9 protein-coding genes are annotated in these 13,381 nt (G+C 54.7%); 3 read left to right on the top strand and 6 right to left on the bottom strand.

Features of this window, described 5'->3' with window-relative positions; all coding sequences use genetic code 11:
* Positions 1–202 precede the first annotated feature (202 nt).
* The 4 genes from KF752_00825 to KF752_00810 form a co-directional block, all read right to left on the bottom strand.
* The gene (locus tag KF752_00825) at positions 203–1,078 is read right to left on the bottom strand and encodes a TIGR02452 family protein (GenBank protein MBX3420075.1); all 876 of its coding nucleotides are present in this window, start codon (positions 1,076–1,078) and stop codon (positions 203–205) included.
* Between the two features lie 710 nt (positions 1,079–1,788).
* On the bottom strand, positions 1,789–3,201 hold the full coding sequence (locus tag KF752_00820) for a DUF1254 domain-containing protein (protein MBX3420074.1): 1,413 nt from the start codon (positions 3,199–3,201) through the stop codon (positions 1,789–1,791).
* A gap of 1,385 nt (positions 3,202–4,586) precedes the next feature.
* A complete protein-coding gene (locus tag KF752_00815; GenBank protein MBX3420073.1) occupies positions 4,587–6,089 on the bottom strand; it encodes a sigma-54-dependent Fis family transcriptional regulator in 1,503 nt (500 codons plus the stop codon).
* Complete coding sequence (locus KF752_00810; protein ID MBX3420072.1) at positions 6,043–7,326, bottom strand: PAS domain S-box protein; 1,284 nt, start codon at positions 7,324–7,326, stop codon at positions 6,043–6,045. The genes KF752_00815 and KF752_00810 overlap by 47 nt, the downstream gene beginning before the upstream one ends.
* A gap of 584 nt (positions 7,327–7,910) precedes the next feature.
* Between KF752_00810 and KF752_00805 the strand changes: the two genes are divergently transcribed.
* A complete protein-coding gene (locus tag KF752_00805; protein ID MBX3420071.1) occupies positions 7,911–9,107 on the top strand; it encodes a porin in 1,197 nt (398 codons plus the stop codon).
* Between the two features lie 187 nt (positions 9,108–9,294).
* Entirely contained in the window at positions 9,295–10,788 is a 1,494-nt protein-coding gene (locus tag KF752_00800; GenBank protein MBX3420070.1) for a neutral/alkaline non-lysosomal ceramidase N-terminal domain-containing protein, read from the top strand.
* On the opposite strand, the gene KF752_00795 is transcribed toward KF752_00800, so the two are convergent.
* A complete protein-coding gene (locus KF752_00795; protein MBX3420069.1) occupies positions 10,773–11,549 on the bottom strand; it encodes an enoyl-CoA hydratase/isomerase family protein in 777 nt (258 codons plus the stop codon). The two genes, KF752_00800 and KF752_00795, sit on opposite strands and share 16 nt — an antisense overlap.
* A 119-nt stretch (positions 11,550–11,668) precedes the next feature.
* On the opposite strand from KF752_00795, the gene KF752_00790 reads away from it, so the two are divergent.
* Positions 11,669–12,259 carry a DUF1571 domain-containing protein gene (locus KF752_00790; protein ID MBX3420068.1) on the top strand — a complete coding sequence of 197 codons (591 nt, stop codon included), beginning with the start codon at positions 11,669–11,671 and terminating at the stop codon, positions 12,257–12,259.
* Between the two features lie 198 nt (positions 12,260–12,457).
* Here KF752_00790 and KF752_00785 read toward each other — a convergent pair whose 3' ends face one another.
* Positions 12,458–13,342 carry a DDE-type integrase/transposase/recombinase gene (locus KF752_00785; protein ID MBX3420067.1) on the bottom strand — a complete coding sequence of 295 codons (885 nt, stop codon included), beginning with the start codon at positions 13,340–13,342 and terminating at the stop codon, positions 12,458–12,460.
* Between the last annotated feature and the right edge of the window lie 39 nt (positions 13,343–13,381).

Genomic DNA, 13,381 nt, shown 5'->3' with positions numbered 1-13,381 from the left:
ATGCCTGGACTTGAGTCAGGCTGTGGAGTAACCGTAACCCGGCGGCGGAGTTTCCGACAACTGCGTCACGAATTGGAAGCTTGGCAATGGGGACTCATTATGGGCACTCCGACCTACATCTGAAAATTGCCAATCTGAAACCAGTGCTTGGTTCCAATTCGATATTCAGGTTGGTCAGAATCATCCTATCGGATGGCCTAGTTCATCTATCGTTTGACGCAAAAACCGCGCGGAAAGGCTCTAGAAACCTTCTCTCCGGAGACCAATCTGTGATGGCAAATACGATGTCGGAAAAGGCCCCGCTGACTTCGTTTTCCAGAGCCTGCCGAAAATCGATAGCAGTGCGGTAGGCATCATTGCTGAAAGCGCCACAGCCCCATGCACCAAGCACAAATGCCGCATGTCCGTAGGCCCGTGCGATAGCCAGCACCCGATGAATACGTCGTCGCAAGAGGTCTCCGGCTTCTGGCTGGCCAATGACGGGCGCATAGGGGGCAGCGCAGGTAATGAAGCTCAGTAGCCACGGATGACCATGCGCCGATCCGTCATCGGTTCGAAAGACGGGAACATCAGGCGAATAGATGGCCCAATCAGAAGAATCTGGTCGCGGGCGCTTGCCGTGCTCGTCATACATCGGATCGCCAACTAGTGTCAGGTATAAAGCACTGGATCGGCAAAGGAACTCCTCTTGCGCTCTGGCACCGCTAAGGAAGCCTCCACCAGGGTAAATACCATTGGCAAAATTCAGCGCAAGAGGCTTTAATCCGCTGTCAACGAGCCGCCGCGAAGCTCCGAGGGTTGATTCGTTAGTGACTTGAATCTGTGTTTCAGGAAATGTAATAAACTCACGCGCTGGTAGACTCGCATCCGGAAGAACGCTTACCTTGGAAGTGCAGGCGGCTTGCACATAACCACTCCAATCGACTTTCGTACCGTCTCCACAGACATAATAACCCTTGGCGGCAGCTTCCACTGCTGACCTTCCGAGCGCGGCGGCTACATTTCGCGGGATATCCAATTCCTGCCGTCGGGAGGTGGCCATTTCATCTGAATCGAGGCAAGGAAGCATTTTCAACATGGCAAGTTCCATACTTTAGGCAGAACGACGGCGGTTACCGAGCCGCCGCCAAAAAACTATGATTTCAAAATCCGAGTCATAGGCGGCTCCCGTTCACGTACACCCAACCTGGTGCGCTGGTCGTGGTTTCTTGTTCTTTCGTGCAAACCAGCCACTTGGGTCACGAAACAGATCCAAGACCCGGAGATGCCAAACACTCAGTTCGTCAATAAGTTGAATAAAGATCTGTTGCATTGTTTCATCCGGCGGATTCGGCAGCGTCGTATTTACGACGGCATTTCGTGACGCATTCAATTTCTCGATTGGATGTGTCTTCAATGCTGCCCGTGACGCTCGCATTACGGTGTTGATGAAATTGTCATTGGACTCAAGATCGTCAATTGATATTCGATGATCAGATTCCAGTTGTTTAGTCGTTCTCCGACCGATTCCTGCCATCCATCGAATCGTTTTTCGAGGGGGCATACGACAGCATTAAAAAGTTCGGCGGCTGCACCTCCAACAACCGGGAGTGAACGCAAACCAGCTCGTGTAACAGTGTGAACAAGATCCCCGGCTGTGGATTTAGGCGGTTCGCTAGATGTTGATTTAGCCATTTCATTCCTGTTGCGGCATAACGTCCCGGTTCAGAGGCGGCGCGCTAGCGCCGTTCGCTGCAACCGCTTGCCAGCTGGCCTGGCTCATCGCCAACCTTGGTGCGATCCATTGCTCTACGGCATCCGCTTCAATGGCGGCGCGGTCCACTTGCCTTCCAACGCTTCGGCTTTTGGCCAGTAGAGACGCATGGCCATGAAAAATGGTCCCTTCGGGGCAGGCAGCCAATTGGATTCCCATTCCTTTCCAGGAGATTCGTGCTGGATGAGGAGCGTAATTCCGCCGTCCGCATCACGCTTGAACTGCGGCAGCATGGGCGAATTGAGCAAATAGCGGTTCAGCGGATTGGCGGAGAGCAGGCTCTGGGGCAACTCATATAGCGTCAGCGACCAGAACGCATTGGCCGGCGGAAACTCCTCAGGCGCGAGGCGTAAAGCATAACGAGCTCTTGACCCGTCCAGCAACTGCCCGCTGGAATCAGCTGTATACATCGGATACATGGCCTCCTGCTTTGAATTGCCGTAGATGCCTACCACCGCAGCGAGCATTCGGTAGAGATAATTGTTTTTCAGCTGTGCTCGCGATCCGAACATATCGCCGGAAGTCACTTTCCCTTCATCCATCAGCTGCTTGGCGCTGGCAAATGCCAGCCACGCGTCGGCGATTCCCTCTTCCACGGCCTTCCGTACTTCCGGAGAAAGTTTGTCGGCGTCGAACGGCATGCCCGCACCGATGTCGAGCTTCGCGAAACGCGCCATGAGTTCCGTCTCCGACGGATGCGTGGGGCAGAACTGCAAGACGAAATTCAGCACATTGAAAAACTTGAGCGAGGACTTCTGCTCGTCGGGCGTGAGCGGTGGAAGGAAGTCTATCTTCGGGGCGGCGCCCGGCGCGGGTTGCTTGAGGAACTGCGACAGCGGCTGCGCCTTGTAGCCGGCTTGAACCTTCTTCACGTTTTCGATGTCGCCCGGATTGAACAGTTGCGTCCGAAACGGGGCGAGCACCAGTTCGGTCTCTGAGCGAATCACTTTCTTGATGCCTTTGGGCACTTCGCCTTTCCAGCCCGGTCCAGCAATAAGGAAGCTACCGCCGTCGCTGCCAGTTGAGCGACTGCCGATGTAATCGAAGTTGAACGTATAGAGATCAATCAGCTGGATACTGACATAACGATTCGCTTCGACCGCCGGCACGGTGAGCACGACAGGTTCGGATCGCAGATCCAGGCCGAGAAAGGAATACGGCGTGTCCGAGTTGGGCGTCTGCACGGCCTTGTCCTCGGGCGTGAAAACGCGGGCGAAGTGGCGGATCTGATTCCAGTCCGCCTTGTATTCGGGATTTGCACGGTCCACGAAGTAGGCGTGCATGATGCGGTAGCTATCCACCATCGGGAAACCGTAGATGTAGGCTTCCTTGGCAATGGCGCGGGCATCCGCCGGGGTGACGCTCGTTTGGGCTTGGGCCGGCGTGACTGGCAGAAGCGCAAGCAATGCCATCGTAAAGCCTATGGTTTTCAGGTGCAAGGTTGTCACGATCTTGTATCACCTTGTGTTGAACTGGGTAACTGAGTGGCCAGCTAACGGCAGCGGTAACGCGGCCGCCGCCAAAAAGCTATGATTCCAAAATCCGCTTCAACGGCGGCTCCCGTTCACGTACACCCAATATGGGCGTGAGTTTGTGGGGTGCGGCTCACTACCAGTGAGCCCTGTTCTCTGTGTTAACTTCCGAGTTTCTTACAGGAGTCAGTATACCAATTGAATAGCTGGTAAGAAACAAACACGAGGCGGGGGCAACTGCGGAAAGGGCGACCAACCGTGGGAAGGAAGCCGGCGATGCCTCGGCTGGCTCGGGTCTCTCCAAGTTGAATGAAATTTGTGGCTGGCACGCTTCACATTTGGACTCTCTGACATCGTATCCTCCTGGAGGGATTCTGCGAAATTCCTCCAAAGTCTATAAGTCCTGGGCTGCCGCACCCCTATCCCGATCGGGTTGTTATCCGCACCATCAATGGGCAGTCTGGGTATTGAATTCATCGCTAACCCATGTTAGCGCATCCATCGACCCTGGAAACATCGCGTGCATGTAACTACAAATGGTAGCCGCGATAAAATCAACCGCGATTGGTGAGTCAAACGTAAATGTTGAGTACGTTCCGAGAGAGCGTGCTGCAGTCTTGAGGAACGGTTCTGTTGAAGTGTAATCTGACTGAAGTCGCGGCAGAGCGTCCGTTACATTAATAGCGTTATTGTTGAATTGTACCCAAATCAATTCGTTATCAACGTCTCGAATCGTGACAACCCAGAACGATGAGTCATCCGTGCTGCCGAGATCTATCGCTCGGCGAAAAGATTTCCCGAACAATTGCCCGTGTCGGCAAAGCTTTGGCGGCCGATTGTTGTCTGAAAAGCCGGTGCATTCGAGTTGTTCGATTTGTGCCATGCGAGTTCAACTCCGATGTGGATAATGCCGGCGATCCCCCAGTCGCGGCGAGTAAATGTACCATCAAGCACCGGCAGGTCCGCGACTTGGGTGCATCGCATTGCGCGCCGTTTATTTGCCCGATGCTTGATTTGTGATGCGGCGCAGTTACTTGATCGTCAGTGGCGGATCGCCTGTATGCAGCATTACGTGGCAATTTGGACAACCGGGTGTCAGATCCCATGCCGGGTTGATCCGATATTCTTTCCTTCGGGCAGCAATCGGATTGTTGTGGTGAACGTGGATGAAATTGATTCCGATTTCGCCGTACACGTCGGCAAACATTATCGCGCACACGGCACAACTATAGCCATACTCTTTCAGGCACGCTGATCGAGCCGATGGCGACGGCTCGTATGCGTTAACGATGACAGATTTGCGACCGCAGCCTACGGCCCGCCATTGCACAATGATTTGTGGGCAAACTGCGGCAAGCGCACTAACGCTCGTTTTCCGATCGGAAGTTGGCGGCGGCTAGGCCGTGGCGTTTGAGCAACTTGTGGAATCCTTGCCGCGACATGTTGGCTCGGCGAGCGGCTTGAGTTACGTTGCCTTTGTTGGCTTCCATCAATTCCATCAGATACTCTCGCTCAGACTTTGCGCGCCGCTGATGAAAGGTTGTGTCGCTCAGTGGCTCGGCAGCAACAGTTGGATCCTCTGCAGCCTGGCGCTCAGCGGCCGGTTTGTGACCGATGGCTGTGGCGATCTCGCCAGCCAAATCGTCAATGGTCACGATGCTGTCGTTGGTCAGCGTCGCCACGCGCTGTATGACATTGCGAAGCTCACGGACGTTGCCCGGCCACTGGTATGACAAGAGCGCTGACCGGGCCGAGCGCGTGAGCTGTATGGCGTCGCCGTCGATGGGACGAGCCAGCTTCCAAAAATGTTGGGCCAACAGCAAGACATCATCGCCGCGCTCGCGAAGCGGCGGTAGTCGAAGCGATAGAACGCCCAGCCGGTAATATAAATCCTGTCGAAAGCGGCCTGCCGCAACCTCCGTCTCAATACAGCTTTGTGTCGACGAAATAAATCGCACGTCGATCGGCACAGGTGATTGTGATCCAGGTGGAACAAATTCTTGATTCTGCACGACCCGCAGCAGCTTCGGCTGAAAAGAAAGTGGCAGGGCAGCCACTTCATCCAGAAACAAGCAACCGCCTTTAGCATTCAGTAGCATGCCGGTTTGAAGCGGTTGGCCTGGGCCACCAGCTCCAAACAGGCTGGCCGACACGTCGCTCGGTTGGACCGCATTGCAATCGACGACGACAAACGGATTCGCTTGTCGTGTGCTGAGGCGATGGATGGCGCGCGCTGCCAGCTCCTTGCCAGTACCGGTTTCGCCGGAGATGAGCACGTGTGCTGAGGTCTGAGCGATGCGCTGCAGCACACCATTGAGTTCACGCATGGCTGGACTATTGCCGATGATCTCGTCCGACTCCACGGGCTGGGATGTTGTCAGCGGACGAACATGGTCGCTGTCACTTGGTACCGGTCGCGCCGCCAGGGCGCGACGGATGCTGGCCAACAGCTCCGGAAATCCAACTGGTTTAAGCAGATAATCCGTCACGCCCAGCCGAAGACTCTCGATGGCCGACGGCAATGAGGGGACGCCAGTAATAACAATCATCGGAACATGGGACCAGCGTTGTCGTCCAGCTTGCAGCAGCTCCCACCGCAAGTTTCCGGGCATATTCAAATCGGTCAGGATCAAATCGAAGTCGGCGTTGGCCAGTGCCAACAGTGCGGTGGCTGCATCCACAGCGGTCTGACAATTGGCCCCTTCCTTCTGCAGCAATTGGCAAGTCGTCTGCAAAAACAGAGGCTCGTCATCAACGATTAGTATTCTTTGTCCAGTCAATTCCATTGCGGAGGGTGCCTCGAAGTCGATTATCTGCTCACAGAATGTGCGGAGTGCCAGCAGCCGCAGCAGCGTGGTCAGCATCTTGACTAGATTCTAACACAATCGGAACACTTTGGCTGACCGGTAATTCAACAGTGAAACGGCTGCCAACTCCGGCCTGAGTTTCTACGCGTATTTGCCCTCCTAGCGACTGAACCAACCGGCGACAAATCGAAAGCCCTAAGCCCATCGAGGGTTCATTCAATGTACCTTTGGTACTAAAGTAGGGCTCAAAAATAAACGGTAAGCTATCATCGTCGATGCCTGATCCCTGATCGGCCACCGATAGATACACACGATCATCCTGGCAACACGCGGAAAACTGAACCGATTTGCCAGCCTCGCACGCCTGTATGGCATTGCGCCCCAAGTTGTACAGAATCTGTTTGACTTGACCTTCCGGCAAGTTGACCTGCAATTTGCCATGATCGGCCTGCTCCAAGCGAACGCTACGCCCGGCTGCGGTGCTGTGCAGCATTTGCACCACTTGCCTGACGACCTCGTCCAATTCAAATGGCTTGGGTGCCTCCGCCTCGCGGCGAAAGGTCTGAAACATATTGCGCACCATGCCTGCCAGACGTTCGATTTCACGGTCGACCAAATCCAGCAACGGATAACTTGAGGCACCTGGCGTTAGGTCCGAGCGAATCAATTGAAAAGCGTTGCGAATGCCGGCCAGCGGGTTATTGATTTCGTGAGCCACACCCGCCGCCAGTTGTCCGAGTGCCGCCAGCTTTTCCAATTGCGCGCGGCGTCGTTCGAGTTGTTGAAGTTCTTCGGTCTTTTCTTTGACAAGCAGTTCCAAATGCTCGTTGTAGCGCGTGATTTGACCTCGCATTTCTTGTCGCTCGCTAATATCGCGGATGCTAGTGCGACAGCCCAAATGGCGTCCGCGCCGATCGTACATGGGTTGCCACGAGATAGCTACGAAGGCGACGTGGTTATCGCGATGTCGAATTCGGAATTCGATATCGTTGCCAGAGGTTTCGTTCTGAAAACCGGCGTAAAGCTCAGAGATACGCGCCAAGTCTCCCTCATAGACCAGCGGCAAGGGATAACGTGGCATGGCCAGGCATTCGGCGACCGTGTAGCCAGTGATGCGCTCCACGGCTGGGTTGATCCACATGACTTGTCCGGAAGTCTGATGCCATGATTCCCAGTCGTAGGTGGCATCCGCAACCAGCCGAAAGTGATCGGTTGAGGCCTGCTGTCTTAAAGACGTTTTACGGGCCGCCCGGCCGGATTCAGAATTTGATTTATTGGACTTTGCGGGCGACATTACCAATAGGTTTCTAGACAGGACACCAATACGTTGACTGAGAGGACATTGGATCGCCAGCGGTCCATGCATAATCCGCTCGGCTGACACTATTCTACCAGCCAAATCTGGCTTCGCTAGCAAAGCTTTTCTCGGGCTGTGGCAGCCAGTAGGCGACTTGTACTGGAGCGCCGGGCTGGCTGGGCTTCGAGATGTTTTTCACTTGGAAACGGCGGTCGCAGTCAAGGTCTTTGACAGCAAATCGAGGCACTTGCGCCTGCAAACTTTACCTAACTGGATCAACCTCGAAAATCACGTGTTGAACATTGGAGTAATCAGGTTCTTTTGCATCCTGCTGTCTGTGGAAGCTGCCGAAAATAGTTCTGTAAACGCCCGTTTACGAGTCGCGCAGGGATGGTCTGCCTGGCTTGGTCTGTGGTCGAGATCACGCAAAGCGACGTAACGGACCGCAAAGATCAAATTCTCCAAGGAGGGTAGAAGTGAAAGTCTCAAAGTTCCGTTTATTGTTATTTGTTGCGGCGTTGGCGCCTTGGCCTCAGTTTGCCAATGCTCAGTCAGCCGTGAGTCATGCCGGTGGAATCAGCATGCGAGCGACTGACTCGGCCCGCTCATCTGCCAAGTATCCCAGTGAGTATGCAGCGGTCATTCCTACTGCGTATTCCTGTGGCGATTCGCCCATCTGCGGATGCGAAGCCGTTGGATGCGGCGCAGCAAGCTGTGATGGTGGCTGCGATTCTGCTGGAGGTAGCGATGAGCCGTGGAAGCTAATTCAGCGCAGTATCCTCGGGTTCAATATTGGAGGCTGGAGTTCCGTGGGCTATCACACCTACGACAACCCCGGCATATTCAACAACCATTCCGACAATGTCCGTCTGCATCAAGCGTGGGTGTTCGCTGAGCGCGTAGCGGATGGCAGCAAGGGATTGGGAGTCGGTGGTCGTATCGACTATCTGTATGGCGTCGATGCACAGGACACTCAGGCCTTCGGGGTCGCTCCTGAAAATGGTCACTGGGATTCCAGTTGGGATAATGGCATCTACGGACATGCAATTCCTCAGTTGTATGCAGAGTTTGCTACCGGTGACTTCTCAGTGAAGGTCGGTAAATTCTTCACGATCATCGGCTATGAAGTCGTAGCTGCCACGGGCAACTTCTTCTACTCCCATAGCTATACGATGTACAACAGCGAGCCGTTTACACATACGGGCGTGTTGTCGTCGTACAAGATGTCTGACGATATCACCGTCTTCAACGGCTGGGTTATGGGCTGGGATAGCGGCTTCCAGGACAACGGTGACGCCTACCTGGGTGGCGCAACTGTCAAGCTGACTGACAACACTTCGGTAACTTCAAGTGTCGTCGCAGGTCGCTTCGGCAAGGGCGACAATGACGAAACAGGTTACATGTTCAGCAACATCATCACCAGTCAGCTGTCCGACAAGCTGACCTACGTCTTCTGGACGGATGTGCTGGATACAGATCGAACTGGCCGTGCTCGCGAGCGAAAGACGTTCGACTTGAACCAGTATCTGTTGTACCAAGTCTCCGATAACCTCGTGTGGGGTAATCGCATCGAATGGTATAATGTCGATAGAGGCGTGTTCGGGGCTGTATCGTCCAATGATATTTATGCCTATACGACCGGCTTTAACTACCGTGTGGGCAGCAATATGTTGTTCCGTCCCGAGCTGCGCTGGGACTGGGACAAGGGCGGTTTGATCGGACTGGAACGAGGTCGTGTACAAACGACTTTCGGTACCGATATGATCTTCACGTTCTAGTCGATTGCTAAAGTTTGGTTCAATCCAAATTTGAAGACACACTATCGGTCAGTCGGTATTTTGCCGGCTGACCGATTTTCGTTGTAAAGACCCAATAAAACTGCGCGGTAACTGGGCGCGGGACGTTGCGTGCTCTACAGTAGGCGGTGGTTCTAACTGGTGAATGCACTGCCACAACGAGGCACCCATGTCGCTTACATCGAAGTTGATCCAGGCGGCACACAACTTCCGTCTATCTGACAAACATATTTGGAAACTTTGGCCGAGGGTGAATTGCGCAGTGACCATCGGCGCGCTGTGTATCGTCCTGATTGCGTGCAGTCTCACTGCCTGCGCTGGCGGCCCACAAGATTCAAGTGCACCGCCTGATGCGGCAACGAACCTGTCGCAGTGGCACGTAGGCACTGGTCGTGCGAAAATTACGCCACGTGAACCGATGTGGATGGCGGGCTATGCCAGCCGCAATGCGCCGTTCCAAGATGTGCTGCAGGACTTGTGGGCCAAAGCGCTGTGCCTGCAGGACGCTCAAGAGAATCGGCTGTTGCTGGTAACCCTTGACCTGGTTGGCATCAATCGTCAGCTGTCCCAAGAGATTTGCCAGCGCTTGCAAGAGCGACACGGGCTGCAGCGCAGTCAAATCGTCTTGTCCACGTCACATACGCACTCTGGGCCGGTGGTTGGCAAAAACCTGCGCCCCATGTATTCCTATCAGTTGAGTGCTGGGCAACAGCAGCAGATTGTGGATTACAGCGGTTGGCTGCAAGAACAGATATTGCAGGCGGCTCAGCAGGCGGTTGACAGCCGCCAGCCCGCCGCACTGTCCTGGGGTAGCGGCACGGCGACCTTCGCAACCAATCGCCGCAATAACGCTGAGCCTGAAGTGCCCAAATTGCGAACTGCCGGGCAACTGGTTGGCCCGGTCGATCATAGCGTGCCGGTCTTGGTTGTCACCAGCGCCCAGCAGTCGCCACTAGCTATCGTGTTCGGCTATGCTTGCCATGCAACGGTCCTATCCGGCTACCGCATCTCTGGAGATTATCCGGGATTTGCGCAGGCGGAGCTCGAACAACAATATCCTGGATGTACCGCTATGTTTTGGGCTGGCTGCGGAGCGGATCAAAATCCGTTGCCACGGCGCACCGAAGAGCTTGCTCAGCATTACGGCCAACAGCTTGCCGTAGCTGTGCAATCCGTACTGAGAACCCATGAGCTGCAGGTGATTACCGGACCAATTCGCCATCAATATCGCGAGGTTCCACTAGCATTTGCGCACATCCCAAGTCGCGAACAGTTGGTCGAGCAGACGCAGTCCGCCAATATTTACGAAAAGATGCGGGCTCAACTGCTGCTGGAGGATGTTGATGCTGGTCAGCCACTCAGCCCCGCCTATCCCTATCCCGTTCAGACCTGGCAGTTTCAGGCTGGCCCACAGTGGGTGCATTTGGGCGGCGAAGTTGTGGTTGACTATGCTGCCAGAATTAAATCGCAATTCCACGGCTCGCGGACCTGGGTCACCGGGTATGCCAATGACGTGATGGCCTATATCCCGTCCGTGCGCGTGCTGCGGGAGGGCGGTTACGAAGGAGCCACCGCGATGATCTACTACGGCCTGCCATCGAGCTGGAGTGAAAACGTCGAACAGGAGATCATGGCTGAAGTGACTGCTCAACTAGGAAACTGAGCTGGACGTTTGTCGACGAAGGCTGCAAGTCCTTCGGCGGCCGCTTCAGTCGTGAGTGACGTGGCTAATGCGGCGGCACCGGATGCCAGTTGACACGCCAGTTGCTCGCCGACCATTTCATTCAGGACGCGTTTGGTCATCAGAGTAGATTCGGCAGCGCCTTCCGCTATCTTTTCAATCCAATGGACAGCTCGCACCCAGATCATTTCCGCATCGACGACGTGATGCACCAACCCATGTACCTTGGCATCTGACGCGGTCAATTGTGCGCCACCAATCAGTAGATTGGCGGCTAGCGAGGCACCGCCGCGAAACGCCGCTAGGGGGGCTACCAAACCGGATACCAGACCGCGCTTGCTGGTCGCTGCACTGAATGTGGCTCGATGACTAGCCACCACCAAATCGCTGGCCAGGACTAGTGCCAATCCGCTGCCGATGGCCACTCCATCCACCGCAGCCACGATGGGCTTGGGCAATTGCATCATTTGCAAAATGAGCGCTTGTAGAGCCTGCGCGTCGGCCATCCAGTACTGCATAGCGTCGTTTTGGTTCAGTTGCATGTGCCAATGCTTGAGGTCCATGCCAGCGCAAAAGTGGGCACCGGCTCCAGCCAGTACGATGCCGCGCACTCGACGCTCCTGATGCAGATCACCCAAGGCCTGTGCCAACCTTCCCAGCATCTGGCTATCAAGCGCGTTACAGCGCTCCGGTCGCTGCAGGACGATTGTGCCCACTTGGCCCGCTACCTTAACGTCAATCATACAGTCAGTTCCGCATTTTGGGTTTTTGCATTGCAATGGTGGCCAAAGGGCCTGTCGATCACCTACAATATCTGGCATTCCGCCCTCACTTGCAAGAAACCTCTCCCGGTCAGCATACCATGCCTGAATCATCGCGGCCAAGAACTCGTTCGATTACTGGCAATCGAGCTGGACGCTGGGTTGTGGCGCTGGTCATTTTACTAGCTGTTGGCGTCGGCGGATGGTTGTGGCGTTGGCGGCAGGTGGCTCCCGAATCTGAGATTACCAAGCCATACCATCAGGCGCCCGATCAAGCGCAGCGTGCGCCCTCCGAAAGTCTGCCCACGGATGTCCATCCGCTAGATCCCGCGCTTGATTTCGCTCGACAAGTGAGAGATCGCATGATACGCGATATCCACGACTACACCGCTAAAATCATTAAACGCGAAAGAATCAAAGGCAAACTGGGCTCTGAAGATTACATGCAGGTCAAAATTCGTCACGCGGATTTTGCTGCTCAGCCGCCGATTCCGTTTTCGGTGTTTTTGAGGAATGTCGAGCCGAGTTCTGCGGCTGGCCGCGAGGTGATTTGGATTCGTGGTCAGAACGACGACAAACTGCTGACGCACCAGTTCGGTTTGACACTCAAGCTGCCAACGGACGGAATGTTGGCCTGTCTTGGTTCACCGGGAATCGGAATTTGCAAGGGGTTAGAGTTAGCGAGTTGTTGAACGCATCCTGCGTGAGAATTGATTGCATCCATGCGGAGGTTTTTCGCTTTTGGGCAAAGTTGGAAGGGGAGGTAGTGACGCAAGCTCGGCTTGCGCCACCCCAGCTTCCAACTTCGCGATTGTGCGGCGCTCAGGTTGCACCTCTGCAGAGCCCTATCCTCCGTACAACTGCATTCGTTTTTAATCTGTCGTCATCGACTATGCAACTCGCGGCTGCGTTTGCCGGGCAAGTTCGCGGCGCTTTCGCGCTTCTTCCAGCTTGCGATCGCGTTCGGCGGCAATCACACGTCCGAGGTCTGCCAGTTTGTCGGCCGGAGTGATATATCCGATCGCGCTATTCAAACGCACGTTGTTGTAATGTTCGACGAAATCGTGAACGCGGCGTTTTGCTTCTTCCACCGTTGCTGGACAACTAGGTCGGATGCATTCCTGCTTCAGGATCCCGTGGAACCTTTCCAACTTGCCGTTGCTTTGGGGATAGTAGGGACTCGTACGAACGTGACTCAGACCGAAGATCCGGATAAAGAGCTTGAAGTCCTTGGCAATGAACTGTGGTCCATTGTCACTGATGATTCGCGGCTTGACACCAGGATTCTTTTCCAGTGCGCGAGCCACCACCACTTCGACGTCCTGCTCCTCCATCTTCTCGCGAATTTCCCAGTGGACAATGTAGCGACTGTAGCCATCGAGTACCGATATCAGGAAGTAGAAGGTACCTCCTAGATTGAGGTAGCTGATGTCAACATGCCAATGTTTATGGGCCTTTTCGGGTTGTTCGAAACCTGTGCCATTCTTGCTGGGCAGATTGTTCTTGCGATCCAATCGCCGAGCAGCTTTCAGTACGCGATATGTGGTGCTCGGGCTGACAGCCACGATGTCATCATCAAGCATCATGAACGTCAAGCGTCGGTAGCCTTCTAGTGGATGCTGGTCGTGGTAATCGACGATGGCTTTCTTTTCCCATTCTTCGATCCACCAATCACGTGGTATCTGGCCATTATGCTCATTGGCCATACCATAGCGATGCTTCCAGCTGTGGAACTTGCTGGCAGCCAGTCCGAGCCAGAACAGCAAGCGTTTCATTGGAATTTCAGCTCGATCGCTCCAATACCTCAGGTAATC

Source organism: Pirellulaceae bacterium, assembly GCA_019636385.1.
GTDB lineage: Bacteria > Planctomycetota > Planctomycetia > Pirellulales > Pirellulaceae > Aureliella.
Note: the sequence above shows the minus strand (reverse complement) of the source record. Positions and strands in the feature narration are given on the sequence as shown.